This is a genomic window from Candidatus Nitrosotalea sp. TS, assembly GCF_011319465.1.
Classification (GTDB): Archaea; Thermoproteota; Nitrososphaeria; order Nitrososphaerales; family Nitrosopumilaceae; genus Nitrosotalea.
The window spans coordinates 1-15,830 of record NZ_RCMB01000003.1 but is presented as its reverse complement, the minus strand read 5'-3'; the positions used below and the strand labels follow the sequence as shown (position 1 = coordinate 15,830).

Here is a 15,830-nt window from a genome sequence, read left to right as displayed (position 1 = left end):
CAATATTTCATTGAATGCTGTCGTACAAATACCAGAAATACCTGAAAAAAATCATTAACAGTTGTTTTCTATTGAATCATCCAACATTGACAGTAAATTGAGCCGTGTCCGAAATTGGCATAAACCAGATTCCATCCACCTCTACCATCACATTGTAAGATCCTGAGTCTTGAAACTGATACGGCACGATAATAGAACCATCAGCAGCATGAAGAAGCGGAGTTGTGAAGACTTGGGTCTCGCCTTTCATGATTGTAACTTTGTAATCAACATGTTCCTCTATTGAATTGGTTTGATTATCTATGAAGGAAACATTGAGCTGCGTTGGTTGCCCGGCGATTGGATTTTCTGGATTGGTTGATAATCCTATTTTCAGATTTTCGTTGCTTGATTGATTTGTACCTCGGGTATCATTATTTTTCTCTACAGTATACATTGCCAACATTCCACCATCTGATATGATCATACACATGGCAGTGGAAGAGCCAAGTGCCAACGTTGTCAGGATACATGTCTAGCACCTTCATGCTCATTGGGAGAAGTTCTACCATGTCTGTTCTCATATCGTTCATCAATAACGTATTTCCATGCCAGTGTGGTGCGTGAATATCGCTTTCACCTCCCATGCCGGCCACATACCAACGTACGTGTGTATTCTCCTTCATTGTCAAGCCTGGAAGATTTCCAAATATGTAACCATTTATTGAATACTTTAAGTTGCTTTCCCAAAAGTTAGGATCACTCTCGTCTGCCTGCGACATGTTTTCTCCTGCAAATGTCTGGAGATTATATGGGAAGTATGGACTTTGAGTCTCATTGAATATTGTAAATAGCGTAACAAATTCTTGGTCTACACCCTTTGGAGTGCCATCAGGATTTGCTTCTCCATGTCTTGTTATTATGATTGGTCCGACAAGTCCAGCATTTGGATCTCCTACCTCATCAACATGAGAGTGATACATCCATAATATTGAGCTTGGATCATCAGGCCAGGGCCTGCTCTTTCTGGAACGTTCCATACGTAAGTGAAATTACCGCCTGGAGGTACACGCATCTCCCAGTTTTTTAGAATCTGGCACTCCATCATCATAGGGTGCGCCTTCTGAAGATTTATCATACAAAACACCATGAGGATGCATACTTACAGGAATACGGCAATTGTTCTTGAACACTACCTGTATTGTATCACCAACTTCTGCATGAATCACAGGTCCCAGTATGCCAAGATGTTCCCATTTGGTAGTCCTAGGTTGCAGAGTAGAAAATGTGCCATCAGTATACCCTTGATAAAGACATTTCAGATATACGCTGCCAATCCTGTCTTTTCCATTTTGTGTATAAAGAGCAGTGGCCGGATCAGCTGCAAGAGGTTTTCCAGTAATCAGATTCATGCCAGAGGGAGCATAATTCCATTTTACTTCGTCTGCAGCAATATAGTAAGTACGAGTAACACCCTGAAACTTGGAAGGCGTAGCAGGCTGTGTTACCATTGTTATTTGATTGGAGTTTTGATTTTGGTTTTCAGTAAAGTGGTAAACAAGGACACCCGTTAATGCAGACGTCAATGTAACGATAACGCAAAACATTGCAGTGGTTCTAGAAATCATAAAGTTAATTCCCTCACAATCTTACACCAAGTTTACAAGCCAGCCAAGCATAAAGCCGACAAAGATTTCAACATGGACTGCTCCCGGTTTAAGACAGATACCAATGTACGACCCATGATTGCCGAAGGCGCTAATGTCATGATGGAGCTGACCAATCTATTTTCCGCCTTGTATGCAAATGGGATTATTCTGGCAGCTCAGATCTGCACCAGTCAAAATAGCACCCCCAAGATCTGTACTGTGTAGGTTTGCATCATGTAGATTTGCGTTTGTTAGATTTGATTCATCGAGTCTTGCATTTGAAAGGTCTGCATTGCTCAAGTCTGCACCAGAAAGGTCTACTTGGTACAGCTCGGCGTGATCAAGATTAGCATGCTTGAAGATTGTCCCTCTAAGATACGCCCATGAAAAAGAACTATCATGAAAGTTTCCGTTTGTGAGGTTTGCATCAGTAAAGTTTGCAAAGTGAAAGTCTACAAATGGTGCGTCGGAACCAATTAAGCTCGCGCCGCTAAGATCTGCGTAGGGAAGATCAATATTTGTCATTTCAGCATAGTTAAGATTGGCACCACGCAGGTTTGCAGTGTTAAAATCAGCTTTCAATAAATCGGCATGGGAAAGATTTGTTCCCTGAAGGTTTGCATTGTTAAGATTAGCATGACTCAGATATGCGTTTGAATGGTCACAGCCAGACCAGTCCACTCGTGGAAAGTTTAGATCATTACAATTTTTTGATTTGGGATGCGATATGGATGATTGGTGAGTCATATTTTGAGATGAATGTACAGTAGTCAAATTCGGTGTTGTCCAAGGCGGTAAAAGTCCGTTTTTGATAATCAGGCTTATTCCTGCTAGATATTGTTGATCACTTATCTTTCCCTCAACCCATAGCTCTGCGTTATCTTTTAACCACGACATAGAAACGGTGCTATTGCTATCTGCATATGCCAGATTTCTTGAAATTGACAGTGGGATCACAGAGATTGAGATCGTAATTAACAAAACAAGTAACAAACTTTTCATTAGGCGCACCTAATTCTGACACATATTTAATTTGTCGAATAAATATAATTTGTGAAAACAAATATTGATTCTATCAATATAGAATACAATCACAATAGAGATATCACGTAAAATAATTTTTTGCGACATTAAAACAATTAATCATTTTTTTCGTGGTAGTCGCCATGCGTTTTCTGCCTTTTCAAATCCAACATGAGGATAAAACGCATCAGCCTCTTTGGATGACAACAACAGTATCATGACATTCCCTCCCAGAGCCTTGCGTACAAGTTTTACAAGTTCCTTTCCGATTCCTTTGTCCTGATATTTTCTGTCAACTGCAAGGTCTGACACATAACACGCATAACTAAAATCACTCAATGCCCTGAGTATGCCCACAAGTTTTCCATTTTTCCTTGCAGAGATGATCAAGTTGGAATTTGTTATCATTTTACCTATTCTTCCCATATTGGTAGGACGTCTAATGCCAGAATTTTTAAACAAGGCTGCAAGTTCTGATGATTTTACATTGCTATTGATGTCATATGAAATTCTCATGGTATCACGTATTTTTGTCCCATACCTTGCCTTACGAGTTTTTTTCAACCCTTTTCTTAAGGGGTGAACATGCTAAATCTCTTGTCACGCAACCATTAGGTTATCATCAAGTAACACAGTTACACAATGCATTAAATTCAGATTGTTCTAGATAATAAGGAACAATGACAGATACCAAAGACGAGCAGAAAAGATTCAGATGTAAGGAGTGCAAAATGGAGTTTGACGACCCCGTAAGGCTTGAGAGGCACTTCAAGGCAGCACATCCCCAAAAACATAGCGGTTTTAGGCAAAAATGGTATTGGGAAAACTGATTACAAATCTAGCATAAAGCGTAATTTTTAATTCATTACGGAAAACAATATGATGTTCAGGTAGGTTCCATTCTTTTTATTATCTTTCCGAGCGTTATCGTATCCAAGCTTGAGCGAATTTTTCCTTCTTTTATTTTTGCGTGCCACTCCTTTACCTTGCCAGACTTGTTGTTTTCACTGATTATATTCACAGCAAGAACCGGATTGGAACTATACCAAGATATTGCAGATTGAACAACATATTGCAGATCAGCGTCTGTCAGTATTGTCCAGTGTTTGCTGATTGCACTCTCCAGCGGCATGTCCAAAAGTCCTAGTCGCTTCTTTACCATTGACAGGATCTCAGAGAATCTAGATGGATCTTCAAGTGCAGATACTGAAACCTTTATTGCATTTCCATCCTGTACACTCTTGTCATCATCTACAAAAGTGAGTTTGACTGAACCACGCTTTCCTGAAATTACAATATGATCTTCTTTGCTTTCAATTGTTCCCCCCATCTCTTGTACTATATCAAGTAGAACTTGCAGTCTTTCTTTTGTAATTTTTTCAATCAATATCACAGTACCGTATTTGTCATTTGATGGAATGATTACAGTTTCAGAGGATTTTTCTAGATTTATCTTGATGCAGCTTAGTGCTGTTCTTACAAGATCAATGTCATCATTTTCAAAGATCAAGGTGCCGGGAACCCTTTTGTCTTTTGTGCCCAGCCTATTCAGAAAGCTAAAAATTTCTTCAGGTATATTGTACAACTCTTTGAGTTCAATGAAAACATGTTTTCCCAAATCATCTGATTTCCAGTGAGATATTGTTGGTTCTGCCACAGTACATATTATGTTGTACGCTGCACGTTTTTCCATTGGTACAAGTGCTATGGAACCACTGCTATCCTTGTTTATACGATAATAGATTACCCCCTCAATCCCAGTACACTTTAAGATATTTCCAAGATTGACTTTGGCTGTGGATTTTTCTTTTTTACTGCTAATTTTTACTTGAACCCAAGTTCTTGTTTTAGGGTCAAATTCTTCCCATGTATCCATGGCCGAGATTTCCACAGTGTCAAGTACGCCCAACTTTCGAATTTCTGGCTTGTATAACCTCATCAACACCTTGACATGATCATCTAATGTATGAACAGAGATTCCCATTCCCCATAATGAGTCAAGAAATTCCTTTCGTGTAGAGGCATCTGTCGTACAGGTCCAACGCCTATCAGCCATTCTTGGTGTTACTTGTAATTTATTGAGAATTCTATCCAATTTAGTCTGCTGCGAGAAATGTATTGAATTTATTTTCGTAAATGTGTTCTTGTAGGTCTCACAAAGATTTGGCTTTCCCCGCTGAAAGCAAAGATCACAGAATTCAAGCGGATTTGCGTCTTGGTTCTTCAATACACCTGCACCCAATTTATGCTAATTTCAATTTTTATCTTTGATACAATCTTCATCATACATGTTAAAAACAGCCTCGTTATTTTTAGTGTGGTACCTAAACATACCAAAAATTCATTTTTAATACGTGATGATATCAGCAATCTCAAATAGATTTACGTCAAAAAATACAGTTTGAAAAAACTATTGCAGAAACCTTGGAATCTTTTTTGCTATATGAGATATAGATATCCTGCCTGGTCCCAAAACTATAATTGTCAACAAAATGATAAACGCCAAAAGTTCAAGTTCTATTCCTTCATTGCCTGAGAATGTCTTTAATTTTTTTACATAAATTATTGCTCCAAGCATATCAATTGCAATAAGGCTACTTGCTATCCTAGACAGCACACCCACTATAAGAAGTGCCCCTCCTATCAGTTCGAGCAAACCTACAAGAACCGCAAGCTCCGCAGGAAGGCCGATGCCGGAGAGAAACTTTTCAAATCCACTACCAAACTTTAGCTGGCTGTGCACCATGAAAAATACTCCTACTACAATTCTCAATCCAAAGTGACTCAGATCATGTAGCACATGAGTTCTAAGAGTTGCATCAGCCATGCATTGTTTTCGATTTGACATCAATTATACTTTTGTCAAGCTTGAGAAAAAATCAAAGTGATTTGTCATGAATGTTTTTGACAGACATTTACAACGCGACTATACCAGTCAGTAAATATATGAGCGCAGATTATTAGACTCAAAATTTTAATAGGCATGCGGCTCGAAAAGGAACAGAAGTGATATAGGTACGTCGTTAACAAAAACCGAGATTTCCATTCGCTCAAAATCTCTTTCGGTCATAATTCCAACATACAATGAATCCCAGAACATTACAAAAATGCTAGATATTGTCTCATCATGTCTTCCTCTAGAAACAAATGCTGAGATCATTGTAGTGGATGATAATTCTCCAGACGGCACATGGAAAATAGCAGAGGAATATGCAAGAAAATCAAGAGACAACGGAGGGTGTGAAATCAAGATAATAAATCGCAGAGATGCAAAGGGTCTAAGCTCTGCAATACTTGCAGGCATAAGGGCATCAAGTGGTGAGTCTGTAGTTGTGATGGATAGTGATTTTTCTCATCCCCCAGAAACCATAACAAAGATGATAGAAGAACTGAAAAGATCTGATTGCGATATTGTTGTAGCATCAAGATATGTGGAAGGCGGTTCCATAACTGGATGGCCCTTCAAACGCAAATTGATTAGCAAAGGGGCAACGAAAATAGCACAACGAAGTCTTGGAATAAAAATAAAGGATCCAATGTCTGGATTTTTTGCATTTCGTCGTCATATAATTAGAAACATCAAGTTTGATGCAATAGGATACAAAATACTTTTGGAAATACTGGTAAAGGCAAAGGAGGCGCGGGTAAGAGAGATACCTTATAATTTTACAAACAGAACAGCGGGCGCCAGTAAGCTAGACAGAATTGTAATTTCAGATTATGTAAAATCGGTGTGGAAACTGTACAGATATGGCAAGTCAATACGAGAGAGAAGAACATCGGTTCATTTCTTGTCAAAAGCTGGAAGATTTTATACCGTTGGAGCTTCCGGTCTGCTTGTAAACTATGTCGTTTCATTTCTCTTTGGAGCAGGACTGTCAAACTTGTGGTACATCTATGCAACAATGATTGGAATCATGTTTTCAATGACATCGAATTTCATACTCAATAAGATATGGACATTTGAAGACAGAGATACCAGTATAAAGAGAACACTTGTCCAGTATGGTTCATTTTTGGCGTTCAGTGGAGTGGGAGCAATATTTCAACTTGGAATGGTCTATGTACTTGTAGGAACAGAGCATGTAAGCTACACCCTGTCGTTGTTTGTGTCGGTTGCAATCGCTTCAATTGGTAACTTTATACTCAACAAGAGATGGACGTTTAAGGAAAAAATATGGAGCTAGTACCTTACATCATATCTTTTGTTACAATTCTTGTTTTGCTGTAATATGATACCAAAAGATTTTCTATTTGACAATAGATTTTTTCTTGGATCTTGTGCGATATAGCGCAAACAAGGTAATTCCAGCTGCAACTGGTACAACATATGCAAGATACTGTAGACTTTCAGAGAGCGATGATTCAGCATACTGTTTTGGCATTATTCGGTATATGGTACCATCAGAATAAGATACAATATAGATAAAACCGTCTGGCCCCACCTTGACGTCAGTCAGACATCCAAAGCCAGCACCAAACACTATTTCATCCATCGAGTCTCCAGCATTTACAATCTTATCTTTTAGTTGATCAGACTGGAATACAAAACCGTCTCTATTCGGGTTTAATTCAAACTTGTACAGGTTTCCATTATTACAATCACCAACAAGTACACTATTGTGATAGTTTGGAAATTTATCAGAGTCGACAAAAGCTATTCCAGTAGGTGCGACTGGCTTATCCCATGTAAATTGTGGATCATGATAGGCATAATTTTGATAATGCGGCATCTCTGCCAATTGGGTTACATTTGCTTGCCCTGCAACTATGCCCCATCCACTGTTAAAGTTTGGCTGCACCATGTTGACTTCATCTCCATGGTCTGGGCCATTTTCTGTATCCCATAGTCTTCCCGTCACAGGATCTACTGTAAGACCAAAACTGTTTCGTATCCCTATTGCATAATATGGTCCTGGCGGAACAAGACGTACGATCACTCCAGTATCGTCGGGTGCACCAGTAGCGTTATTCTCAAGTACCCCTCCTTTTCCTTCTTCAGCCCTGCCATTGTCACCCACTATGAGATAAGTGGAACCATTCAGGTCAGTTGTCATTATTCCACCAATGTGATAATTTTCAAAGCTTGGCATCATCTTTACAAGAGTTTTATTCACTAGGTTTTGTCCATTCCAGTCGTAGCTGTAAACACGGTTTCCAAGTATCGGACCACCGCGGTAAGAAGATTCTGTAAAATACAGATAGACTTTGTTGCCTGCTACGTCTATTCCAAGCATGCCTTGATCATCATCAGTTGTAACATTTTCTTTTAACACTGTGGTTCCTTGAAAGATTCCATTTCGTATTACGTGGACCTCACCTGAAATTTTTTCCAGTATGAAAATGTCATTTCCATCAAATGCCATCGTTACAGGACCACAGCATATTCCTGACACATATTTTTGTACGATAAGATCACTGTCTTTTATTGAAGGATCGGCATATGCAGGAATGGCAAACATCAACGGCATCAAAAAAATCATGAGGCATATTTTCAATATTTTACAATCAGAACTAAAAGCAGCCAAGTATCTAAGGTTAGTGTACTATGTTATTTTTTACCACTTTTTTGTTTTTTATCAAAAAATGCCGATCAGGAGTTACATGTAAAGGGATTGCCATACAGATGGAATTTAGTTTTTGAAATGTACTTTATTTCCATAAATAGGTGAACGGTACAAAATATTTCCATAACGTTTCTACCAATGGTTTATCAACGTACCGTACTATATACATCTATGCCAAGAAAAGAATACAAAACAATCACCGTAAAAAACGAATCCTATGACCAATTCAAAAGAGCTGTTAGAGAAGCAAAGAAAAAAGACAAGTCACTTGACAACAGCATGTTTTTAGATTTGCTCATAAGCCAGTACCAAAGGTCCAGAAAACCATGACAGAGCAAAGAAAACCAACACTTGAAGAGATGTGGGCACATATTGGCAAAATTCTCATTCCGATGGACCAGATGCCAGACAAGGCAAGCATGGACGACAAACAGCTACAAGAATTTTATTACAATCTAACTGCAGCTGACAGAACATTCAAAGATCTTGTACAAGTTGCAATTTTCAAAAAGGAAATTGTTGCGATAGAAAACGAACAGAGCTAACTGTTTTTTATTACACATTATCTTTTTAATATTAAATCAAATTTTTGCAATCAATTACATACGGGAAAAACATTTTCTTTATCAAGTATTATTCTAATCTCTTCGCAATGCAACCATGGGGGATAGCCGTGACGCTTTCCATGCAGGGTATATCCCCGCCATTATGCTCAGTGTTAACGACAATATCCAAACCTTGATCAGATCCTCTGGCAGAAATATAGGCGGAATATGCGTAGACGCGCCTCCAGTAGGAGACGGAATGGTCATAACCATGCTAAGAAGATATCCTGCACCCATTCCTATTGCAATACCAATGCTTGCCCCTATCACTCCAATCAAAGCTGCCTCAACCAAAAAGAGCGAAAGAATGGTCGTGTTTTGTGCACCTATTGCCTTCATTGTTCCAATCTCCTTTATCCTTTCATTAACCGAATTGTACAGCGTGGTGACAATTCCAACAGCTCCGTACCACTAACGCAATTATTCCAACCATCAGAATAAACGCGTTATTTCCACTCGCTGCCTGTTCCCGTATTGCCATGATTGCTTTTGGAGTATTAAGTCCAAGAGTTGTGCCATAAAGTGTTGTTATCTCTTGTTGTATCGTATCAACGTAATCAGGGGATGTTGCCATCACATACAATGAATCATACTTGTTTGACTTGAGCAACAATTGATTTGCCGCATCAGGGTTGATGAAAATTGGAATTGTCAGTATACGTGTCTCCTGTAGGCTTGACAATTGCCCTGACAATGAAATTCTTTACTTCTTGTTCCTGCTTTCCAGTTGGATCTGCATATGTGTAGGTCAGTTTTACTGTTTGGCCCAGAGTCACAAAAGGTGTTGTTGCTCCAGGAGGATTTGCCACAGTATCACCAACAATTACGGCTGCAGCGATCAGATCGGATTTACAGATGAGCCATCTACATATTGCAAGTTTGGTACCTTTACCTGTAATTTTGTCAAGGTCCATTGCCACCAACTGTAACATGTTGTGTATGTTTCCTTCCGTATCCATCTCTACAGAGCCGACTGTACTTTGGTATGACATCTTCGACAAACGGAAGTGACTTGATTCTGATTTACTACGACATCATTTATGATAAGCGAGGCACTAGACGAGCCAGAATGATACGAGTGCTGGACCTGAGCTGAGCAAAGAGGAGATTTGCTGCAAGTGTGTTAAACTGTTGTTCCAGAAACTCTGCTTGCCCTGCACTGAGTCCATTTAATACAACAACCAGACTGCTGCCAAGAACCACCATCATCACAGTCAGAACTGTTCTTACCTTTCTGTCAATTAGTGCGTCAAAGGACAGAGAAAAGACATCTTGTATTTGCATGGCTTGATCTCCTTACCCTACCCCGTTCTTTGAAGTGTAGGATCACAATTAAACTTGATAGTACAGTTATCGAAACATGTCAAAAGATTTCAGTTTTTTAGCAATATATTGCAAGCACTTCATGAATTGATTTACTGTAAGACTTTAGGATTTTTGTTGTCCAGATTCTAGTTGAAGATTATTTTTTTTCTCCATCCTGATACAAAGATGGCTATGCCGCTGCCAACTACAGCCATTCCAGAGTATACCATGGCGTGACCTACGGTTTGTACTTGGTTTTCATTGCAGTGACAGTTAAATGGTTTTCCTGATATCTGGGCAGGACAATGACAGGCAATATTTGAGTATGAACCATATCCTAGCACCAACAACAAGAGCCCCACAACAACAAGTGTTGCACCCAGTGTTTTCATCCAATTACATATAACGCAACCATCATTTAAAAAATTGCGGCATCTAGATTTTAACACTTGAGTGCAATAAATTCTCGCGGGTCTTAATCAAGAGATTGATCCTGCAGTAACTTGCTGGGTCACCAGACGGTATTTTCCTGCATAGTATCATGAACAGCACATTCATCATAAATGACAGATGCGGGTTTTCGTGAGGATTGTTTCTCATGCCAGGACTGACCCCGTCTCCCACTATGATTGCGATTAGAGAGTATGTCAATGTCTGCAATCCCCAGTCTTTGTGCCATGCCTATAATTCCCTGTTTGAAAATAAAACGATTGTTTAACGGTGTTAGTGCACATTGTTCCTGAACAAAGGGTAGTAATTCTTTATAGATTAACAAGCGTAGAACTGGCGACATGATGATATCATCTGACGAAGAATCATTTGAGGAAGTATGGGTTTCTAGCAACTATACGGTAGTATTTTGCACAGAAGAAGAAAAACAGAGATACCTGCGTTTTTTGGAATCAAGAAAAGAGATACCAAATGGCATGAGCATTGTCATCATCAAGCGAAGACTTGACAGACGACATGGACAAAAAAGAGATCATGAGTGCAACACCTGATCAGCTTAGAAAAATGATCAATTGGTGACATCATGAACACTTTGAACAAAAATTTAGTTTGTGTTTTTTCTAGATCATTTTTTGCAATAGACATTTGTCTAATGAATTATAACACCAGTTCAGGATTCTTTTTTTGAAGATGAGCCAATCTATTCTAGCAGACAAGAAAATGCTGTTACTCTCTTTTGTAGCAGCTGGTCTAACGGTAGCTGCTGGAATAATTCACCTGCAAATGGCACCGATGGCACTATCACACGAAATCGGAGAAGGAATACTCTTTTTGGTCGGAGGAGTGCTGCAAGTCTTTTGGGCAGTTCCTGTCATAAGACGATGGGGCAGGGTATGGCAGATCATAGGAATTGTTGGAACTGCAGTATTTTCAATAATATGGTTTGCGACCCACACACATAATTTACTAGGAGGCGCTGGAGGTCACGTACCAGTAGGCATGCCGCCAGGCAACATGACACAAGGATTCCATGGCAATATCACAGGAGACAACTTCCCAAGGGGACCTCCACCCACAGGAATCAAGAGCATACCGCAGATAGAATACTTTCAGATGGCATTCATTGTACTGTATGCGAGCCTAAGCAAGATGATCTCAAACAAAAAGAAACAGACAGGAATGCATGATAGAAAAGACAAGAAGACAGAATAAAAAATTATAAAAACTAGATGTAATCTTTCTTCGATATCAGGACTGTTAACCCGCTTTATGACTCGACGAAATGTTGGATTTTTATCGCTGCCTTGTATCTCAAGCTTGCCGTCCTTGTAATAGTATACTGCTATTTTTCCATCAATTGATACCATTTCAAACGAATCCAGCATGGAGTCATGGTATGACGGATATTGTGATAGTATGAAATCTTTTGTCAGTGATCTCTTTACTGAATAAAAAAGGTCTGGTGGCACCTTGTTGTAGTTTACCATACCACATACCTCAAGCGTTATCATTTTTAGTGTTTTTTTGCTACAAAATTACCGCTAGTCTTTAATTTTTCAAAAGTTACAAAAATAAAAGAAAGGGTTTTCTGGTCTATGTTTTTATGTTGCCAGAATTTCCGCCGTCTGGAGTGTTATAGTTACACCACTGGTTTGCAGAGGTGGAAGACTCAAACATTGGATCTAGTTTGTATGCCCATCCCCAATGCGGTTGGTTGAAACTGTTGCCTACATTGGTAAAGTATGCTGTCATGAAATCATATGGTGTCGTATCACCTTTCTGTGTACCATATGAATTTAGAAGCACGTCGCTTGCAGTTCCCCCATAGTTGAATGTTCCAATGTTACCACGTACTGGTTGAGTTCCTGGCGTGAACGAGCCCGTAAATGTAGCTGTGTAACCACCCACCATAGTACCAAATGAGGATTCGGTTTGTGTTGTGGTACCTGCAGGATCTGTTGCACCTTGCGGTGTGATAAATATTCCATCATATTGTTTTACTGCATAGAATGTTCCATTTGGGAATTGCCAGACTGTTAGGTGTTCATGTATACGATCAAGCGCCCAGTAAGCTCCTATTCCAGAATCTTCATCATTTTGCGCAAGATAAGTAATGTCAAGAATTGTTTTTGCTCCCTTGACATTAGGTGCTGTGAGAAAATTTTGGGCAGGACACGTGCCGACATTTCTCTTGTCAAAGTGAGTATTTGGACCAAAATGCGGTTTGTCATCTCTTATAGAGAACGCATTTGCCACAGAACCATTTCCCAAAATTCCACTTGTTGTAATCACAGACAGTACTAATAGGCAGGAGATAGTTGCCGCAGATAATATTCTAGTCATTGTGTCCTTTTCTTTTTGCGATATTTATGCATAGATCAAAATTTAGCAACTAATTGTAATTTTCTGCCTTGCGATTTCTTCGTGTAACTAACATCAAGCCAATTGTGGTTACAACATTTGTCAGAATGATTACATATACTGCCAATCCCACAAACGTATTTGCAAGCGGCAGTCCTTCTCCCAGCGCCGCAATCGATAACGTGGCAGGCACTACACCCTGCGCACATATCAAAAATATCATGCGCCTGTCCTGCATACAGCTCAGAGTTTCTTGTAGATATTTTTGTTGCAACAAATCTGAACATTAGCAAGATTCCAAGTATGACCACCCCTAGAACAAGATTTGATAATATTTTTGATGGTTCTATTACAAATACCAAACCTAGGAAAACAAAGAAAAACGTTTCCATGAGAAAAGATATTTCACCTTGGAATTTGTGAAACTGGGCATTTAATTCTGCAACATCAAACTTTTGCCTTAGGCGCGACAATACGGTCTTTGAGCTTCCAAGGAACAAGCCAAAAATCAATACCGCTACAAGGCCGCTTCCATGCAGCTCCTCTGTTACGGCATATGTTATCAAGACCAGTCCCAGTGTCAGTACGTATGTGTATTTGAAATCCCGAAAGAACTTTAATGTAAACATCCATACAATGGAAAGAATTACTCCAAGTGTTATTCCTATTGTGAAATTCATCCCTATTGTTACAATTGGCGCTATCCAATTTGTTCCGCCTGTCTTGTACATACCTAAAAATGCAGAATAGAACACGATTGTGTAAATTGAATTCAAAATTGATTCAAGCGTAAGAAATGTGATGGTACCCTGACCAAGCCTCAGAGATCTTGAGAGTGGTATCACGACAACTGATGCAGTCTCGCCTCCTACCATTGAGCCAAATATGAGGGACTGGATTAGCTCCCACTTTAGTATAAAGTGCAGTGCCAGTCCGATTATGAATATGCTTGATATGACATAGATTGTGACCTGCAATACAGTTCTTGGACTACCGCGTATTACCTCCCTGATTTTCATGTCCATTCCGCTGTAAAACAGAATCATTATCAGTGTAAATGAGGCAAAGATTCCAAGAACTGGTATCAGCGGGGTCCTTGGGAAGATGTTGAGGATCGGTCCAAGTATTATACCAATCAGTATCAAGAAAAGATAGTAAGAGATCCCTGTTCTTTTAAAAAAGATCTCGCCACCAAATCCCAGAAAAATTATACCCGCTACAATTGAAAAGAAAAGAATTTCATTTATCAAAAAATACTCACTTGATCTTTTTCATCAAGTTATAATAATATCAAGCTTTTTTTATTATAATTCAGCTAGGATTTTTTTATTTACTGCAATAGTTTGTGCTTCAGTTTTATTCCATTACCCGATTAGATCTTAATCTGGTGTTTCCAGTGTTAGCCCTTTACTGGATCCTTCATCAGGCCAAATTTTGAGAGCTGTTTGTATGCCAAAAACACAACAAGCGCGATAACTAGAAAATTTATCACATTTGAGATAAGGTCTCCGTATGAAAATGTAGAAGTTCCCACAGTCAGGCCGGCTTTATTGAGGTCTCCGACGTTTGGCGTGAGAAGACCTATGAGTGGAGTTATGATGTCAGTTACAAATGCAGTGACTAGTTTGGATGCGGCTTGCCCTATTACAAATGCTATTGCAAGACCGATTATGGAAAACTTTTGCAAAAACTCCATGAATTCCTTGATAAATGACTTTTTTGCATCAGCGTTTTCTGCCATGTCGATATCATGCGACATTATTCTATAACTTGGTGTTGGTCAAATTTATTCTCGTTTTTGCTTGCAGGGACTGGATTCTTTGCGCTGCATGTTTTTGCAGTCAAAGTCATATAGTCCAGATGTGTTTTACATATATCTAAAATGAAATACGATAACATGTATCTTTTCTTGACACTTGTCCTAGTCTTTGGAGTTGCTGCAGCAATACCTTCAGCCTTTGCGGCAACAACCCAGGTAACCATCATGTCAGGTTCTGGGTCTGGGCAGAGTTGTGTCTCTGGGCCAATCACCTGCTTTAGCCCAAGCATAGTGAATATTTCTCCCGGAGATACTGTAACTTGGAGAAATGGCGACAACATGGCTCACGAGTTGACAGATGGTTTACCGTATGGAAGCCAGACAGGAATTTTGTTTGACAGCGGCACAATTGCACCTGCAACGACATATTCCTTTACTTTCCAAAACTCTGGCGATTACAGATATTTTGCAAAAGATACAAAGTGGATGGTAGGCGAGGTCATTGTTGGACCTTCTACAGGTACGTCATATGCAGTTCCAGAATTTGGCAATTTGGCCGGATTTGTTGTTTTGGTGTCTATCGTTGGCGTAGTTGCAGTAACTAGAGCAAAGTTTTAGACTGGAATACTACAAAACTTACACCCATAATAGATGATGATGCCAGTCCAGAGAACATACAGTTGAAGAACCTGAAAAAGAATTTATTTTGTTCTAGTTTATGCTGCATTTTCAAAATGAAATGACATGAGTAATTTGATCTAGATTGTAATCTGCCATGTAACCTGGATAGTATCTCCCGGGTTTAGTTTAACAGCAGGCGACAGGTGCTTCTGCTATCACAAGTGGACCTGAACCTGTTGCAGCAGTTTTGCCAGTGCTTCCTCCAAACAGTGCAAGGCCTATAATGTTTAGCGGCTGGCTGATGTTATTTGAAAATACGACTGTTTGTTGTGAATTGATACATGTTCCAGATGCAATACCTGTTCCATTGCTGTTTGGACTGCAACCGCTGAACAGTTGCGTGGCCAAAACATATGTGCTCGTAGCTGTATCCACCACTCCAGAAGAAGATCGTAGATCACCAGGACATGATGTTGCACTAACACAGAGTGTCGCAATAAAATTATTTGAT

The 15,830-nt window shown here is 39.4% G+C and carries 25 protein-coding genes; 7 read left to right on the top strand and 18 right to left on the bottom strand.

The window, feature by feature from the left end; genetic code table 11:
* Positions 1 to 76 precede the first annotated feature (76 nt).
* From DYY67_RS01650 to DYY67_RS01630, 5 genes are all read right to left on the bottom strand, one after another.
* Positions 77 to 436, bottom strand: a complete 360-nt coding sequence (locus DYY67_RS01650) for a hypothetical protein (RefSeq protein ID WP_166390204.1) — start codon at positions 434 to 436, stop codon at positions 77 to 79.
* A complete protein-coding gene (locus DYY67_RS01645; RefSeq protein WP_166390202.1) occupies positions 414 to 1,019 on the bottom strand; it encodes a multicopper oxidase domain-containing protein in 606 nt (201 codons plus the stop codon). Before DYY67_RS01645 ends, DYY67_RS01650 begins: the two co-directional genes overlap by 23 nt.
* A gap of 12 nt (positions 1,020 to 1,031) precedes the next feature.
* Positions 1,032 to 1,607 (bottom strand): multicopper oxidase domain-containing protein, encoded by a 576-nt coding sequence (locus tag DYY67_RS01640; RefSeq protein WP_218584678.1) that lies wholly within the window; start codon positions 1,605 to 1,607, stop codon positions 1,032 to 1,034.
* A 156-nt stretch (positions 1,608 to 1,763) separates the two neighbouring features.
* Entirely contained in the window at positions 1,764 to 2,630 is an 867-nt protein-coding gene (locus tag DYY67_RS01635; protein ID WP_166390198.1) for a pentapeptide repeat-containing protein, read from the bottom strand.
* Positions 2,631 to 2,771: 141 nt separating this feature from the next.
* Positions 2,772 to 3,215 (bottom strand): GNAT family N-acetyltransferase, encoded by a 444-nt coding sequence (locus DYY67_RS01630; RefSeq protein WP_255492645.1) that lies wholly within the window; start codon positions 3,213 to 3,215, stop codon positions 2,772 to 2,774.
* Between the two features lie 116 nt (positions 3,216 to 3,331).
* Here DYY67_RS01630 and DYY67_RS01625 point away from each other — a divergent pair, with 116 nt between their 5' ends.
* On the top strand, positions 3,332 to 3,481 hold the full coding sequence (locus tag DYY67_RS01625; protein ID WP_166390196.1) for a hypothetical protein: 150 nt from the start codon (positions 3,332 to 3,334) through the stop codon (positions 3,479 to 3,481).
* Between the two features lie 56 nt (positions 3,482 to 3,537).
* On the opposite strand, the gene DYY67_RS01620 is transcribed toward DYY67_RS01625, so the two are convergent.
* A complete protein-coding gene (locus DYY67_RS01620) occupies positions 3,538 to 4,707 on the bottom strand; it encodes a hypothetical protein (RefSeq protein WP_218584677.1) in 1,170 nt (389 codons plus the stop codon).
* Between the two features lie 354 nt (positions 4,708 to 5,061).
* Complete coding sequence (locus DYY67_RS01615) at positions 5,062 to 5,478, bottom strand: DoxX family protein (protein ID WP_166390192.1); 417 nt, start codon at positions 5,476 to 5,478, stop codon at positions 5,062 to 5,064.
* A gap of 217 nt (positions 5,479 to 5,695) precedes the next feature.
* On the opposite strand from DYY67_RS01615, the gene DYY67_RS01610 reads away from it, so the two are divergent.
* A complete protein-coding gene (locus tag DYY67_RS01610) occupies positions 5,696 to 6,838 on the top strand; it encodes a glycosyltransferase (protein ID WP_166390233.1) in 1,143 nt (380 codons plus the stop codon).
* A 63-nt stretch (positions 6,839 to 6,901) separates the two neighbouring features.
* Here the strand turns inward: DYY67_RS01610 and DYY67_RS01605 are convergent, their stop codons facing one another.
* Positions 6,902 to 8,113 carry a PQQ-dependent sugar dehydrogenase gene (locus tag DYY67_RS01605; protein WP_166390190.1) on the bottom strand — a complete coding sequence of 404 codons (1,212 nt, stop codon included), beginning with the start codon at positions 8,111 to 8,113 and terminating at the stop codon, positions 6,902 to 6,904.
* 276 nt (positions 8,114 to 8,389) lie between these two features.
* On the opposite strand from DYY67_RS01605, the gene DYY67_RS01600 reads away from it, so the two are divergent.
* Entirely contained in the window at positions 8,390 to 8,548 is a 159-nt protein-coding gene (locus DYY67_RS01600) for a hypothetical protein (RefSeq protein WP_166390188.1), read from the top strand.
* Positions 8,545 to 8,763, top strand: coding sequence for a hypothetical protein (locus DYY67_RS01595; protein WP_166390186.1), 219 nt, complete (start codon positions 8,545 to 8,547; stop codon positions 8,761 to 8,763). Before DYY67_RS01600 ends, DYY67_RS01595 begins: the two co-directional genes overlap by 4 nt.
* Before the next feature lie 93 nt (positions 8,764 to 8,856).
* Here the strand turns inward: DYY67_RS01595 and DYY67_RS01590 are convergent, their stop codons facing one another.
* The 6 genes from DYY67_RS01590 to DYY67_RS01565 all read right to left on the bottom strand — a co-directional run bounded on the left by DYY67_RS01590 (position 8,857) and on the right by DYY67_RS01565 (position 10,779).
* Positions 8,857 to 9,171 (bottom strand): ABC transporter permease, encoded by a 315-nt coding sequence (locus DYY67_RS01590; protein ID WP_320415909.1) that lies wholly within the window; start codon positions 9,169 to 9,171, stop codon positions 8,857 to 8,859.
* A 16-nt stretch (positions 9,172 to 9,187) separates the two neighbouring features.
* Entirely contained in the window at positions 9,188 to 9,436 is a 249-nt protein-coding gene (locus DYY67_RS01585) for a hypothetical protein (protein ID WP_166390181.1), read from the bottom strand.
* A gap of 13 nt (positions 9,437 to 9,449) precedes the next feature.
* Positions 9,450 to 9,815 carry a hypothetical protein gene (locus DYY67_RS01580; protein WP_166390179.1) on the bottom strand — a complete coding sequence of 122 codons (366 nt, stop codon included), beginning with the start codon at positions 9,813 to 9,815 and terminating at the stop codon, positions 9,450 to 9,452.
* Positions 9,816 to 9,861: 46 nt separating this feature from the next.
* Positions 9,862 to 10,107 carry a hypothetical protein gene (locus DYY67_RS01575; protein WP_166390177.1) on the bottom strand — a complete coding sequence of 82 codons (246 nt, stop codon included), beginning with the start codon at positions 10,105 to 10,107 and terminating at the stop codon, positions 9,862 to 9,864.
* Between the two features lie 167 nt (positions 10,108 to 10,274).
* Positions 10,275 to 10,520, bottom strand: a complete 246-nt coding sequence (locus DYY67_RS01570; RefSeq protein ID WP_166390175.1) for a hypothetical protein — start codon at positions 10,518 to 10,520, stop codon at positions 10,275 to 10,277.
* 43 nt (positions 10,521 to 10,563) lie between these two features.
* Complete coding sequence (locus tag DYY67_RS01565; RefSeq protein WP_166390173.1) at positions 10,564 to 10,779, bottom strand: hypothetical protein; 216 nt, start codon at positions 10,777 to 10,779, stop codon at positions 10,564 to 10,566.
* A 140-nt stretch (positions 10,780 to 10,919) separates the two neighbouring features.
* On the opposite strand from DYY67_RS01565, the gene DYY67_RS01560 reads away from it, so the two are divergent.
* Positions 10,920 to 11,129: a hypothetical protein gene (locus DYY67_RS01560; protein WP_166390171.1), complete on the top strand. Its 210-nt coding sequence runs from the start codon at positions 10,920 to 10,922 to the stop codon at positions 11,127 to 11,129.
* Between the two features lie 139 nt (positions 11,130 to 11,268).
* On the top strand, positions 11,269 to 11,790 hold the full coding sequence (locus tag DYY67_RS01555) for a hypothetical protein (protein WP_166390169.1): 522 nt from the start codon (positions 11,269 to 11,271) through the stop codon (positions 11,788 to 11,790).
* A 381-nt stretch (positions 11,791 to 12,171) separates the two neighbouring features.
* On the opposite strand, the gene DYY67_RS01550 is transcribed toward DYY67_RS01555, so the two are convergent.
* The 3 genes from DYY67_RS01550 to DYY67_RS01540 form a co-directional block, all read right to left on the bottom strand.
* Complete coding sequence (locus DYY67_RS01550; protein ID WP_166390167.1) at positions 12,172 to 12,921, bottom strand: hypothetical protein; 750 nt, start codon at positions 12,919 to 12,921, stop codon at positions 12,172 to 12,174.
* A 35-nt stretch (positions 12,922 to 12,956) separates the two neighbouring features.
* Positions 12,957 to 14,189 carry a cation:proton antiporter domain-containing protein gene (locus DYY67_RS01545; RefSeq protein WP_166390165.1) on the bottom strand — a complete coding sequence of 411 codons (1,233 nt, stop codon included), beginning with the start codon at positions 14,187 to 14,189 and terminating at the stop codon, positions 12,957 to 12,959.
* 149 nt (positions 14,190 to 14,338) lie between these two features.
* On the bottom strand, positions 14,339 to 14,698 hold the full coding sequence (locus DYY67_RS01540; RefSeq protein ID WP_255492644.1) for a large conductance mechanosensitive channel protein MscL: 360 nt from the start codon (positions 14,696 to 14,698) through the stop codon (positions 14,339 to 14,341).
* Between the two features lie 123 nt (positions 14,699 to 14,821).
* Between DYY67_RS01540 and DYY67_RS01535 the strand changes: the two genes are divergently transcribed.
* Positions 14,822 to 15,316: a cupredoxin domain-containing protein gene (locus tag DYY67_RS01535; protein ID WP_166390163.1), complete on the top strand. Its 495-nt coding sequence runs from the start codon at positions 14,822 to 14,824 to the stop codon at positions 15,314 to 15,316.
* Positions 15,317 to 15,505: 189 nt separating this feature from the next.
* Here the strand turns inward: DYY67_RS01535 and DYY67_RS01530 are convergent.
* On the bottom strand, positions 15,506 to 15,830 hold a 325-nt coding region (locus DYY67_RS01530; protein ID WP_218584676.1), incomplete at its 5' end, for a hypothetical protein.

Coding starts and splice junctions, on each gene's coding strand:
- DYY67_RS01650 (WP_166390204.1), bottom strand. CDS start 436: ATGTATACTGTAGAGAAAAATAATGATACCCGAGGTACAAATCAATCA.
- DYY67_RS01645 (WP_166390202.1), bottom strand. CDS start 1,019: ATGGAACGTTCCAGAAAGAGCAGGCCCTGGCCTGATGATCCAAGCTCA.
- DYY67_RS01640 (WP_218584678.1), bottom strand. CDS start 1,607: ATGATTTCTAGAACCACTGCAATGTTTTGCGTTATCGTTACATTGACG.
- DYY67_RS01635 (WP_166390198.1), bottom strand. CDS start 2,630: ATGAAAAGTTTGTTACTTGTTTTGTTAATTACGATCTCAATCTCTGTG.
- DYY67_RS01625 (WP_166390196.1), top strand. CDS start 3,332: ATGACAGATACCAAAGACGAGCAGAAAAGATTCAGATGTAAGGAGTGC.
- DYY67_RS01620 (WP_218584677.1), bottom strand. CDS start 4,707: ATGGCTGATAGGCGTTGGACCTGTACGACAGATGCCTCTACACGAAAG.
- DYY67_RS01615 (WP_166390192.1), bottom strand. CDS start 5,478: ATGGCTGATGCAACTCTTAGAACTCATGTGCTACATGATCTGAGTCAC.
- DYY67_RS01605 (WP_166390190.1), bottom strand. CDS start 8,113: ATGTTTGCCATTCCTGCATATGCCGATCCTTCAATAAAAGACAGTGAT.
- DYY67_RS01600 (WP_166390188.1), top strand. CDS start 8,390: ATGCCAAGAAAAGAATACAAAACAATCACCGTAAAAAACGAATCCTAT.
- DYY67_RS01595 (WP_166390186.1), top strand. CDS start 8,545: ATGACAGAGCAAAGAAAACCAACACTTGAAGAGATGTGGGCACATATT.
- DYY67_RS01580 (WP_166390179.1), bottom strand. CDS start 9,815: ATGTCATACCAAAGTACAGTCGGCTCTGTAGAGATGGATACGGAAGGA.
- DYY67_RS01575 (WP_166390177.1), bottom strand. CDS start 10,107: ATGCAAATACAAGATGTCTTTTCTCTGTCCTTTGACGCACTAATTGAC.
- DYY67_RS01570 (WP_166390175.1), bottom strand. CDS start 10,520: ATGAAAACACTGGGTGCAACACTTGTTGTTGTGGGGCTCTTGTTGTTG.
- DYY67_RS01560 (WP_166390171.1), top strand. CDS start 10,920: ATGATGATATCATCTGACGAAGAATCATTTGAGGAAGTATGGGTTTCT.
- DYY67_RS01555 (WP_166390169.1), top strand. CDS start 11,269: ATGAGCCAATCTATTCTAGCAGACAAGAAAATGCTGTTACTCTCTTTT.
- DYY67_RS01550 (WP_166390167.1), bottom strand. CDS start 12,921: ATGACTAGAATATTATCTGCGGCAACTATCTCCTGCCTATTAGTACTG.
- DYY67_RS01540 (WP_255492644.1), bottom strand. CDS start 14,698: ATGTCGCATGATATCGACATGGCAGAAAACGCTGATGCAAAAAAGTCA.
- DYY67_RS01535 (WP_166390163.1), top strand. CDS start 14,822: ATGAAATACGATAACATGTATCTTTTCTTGACACTTGTCCTAGTCTTT.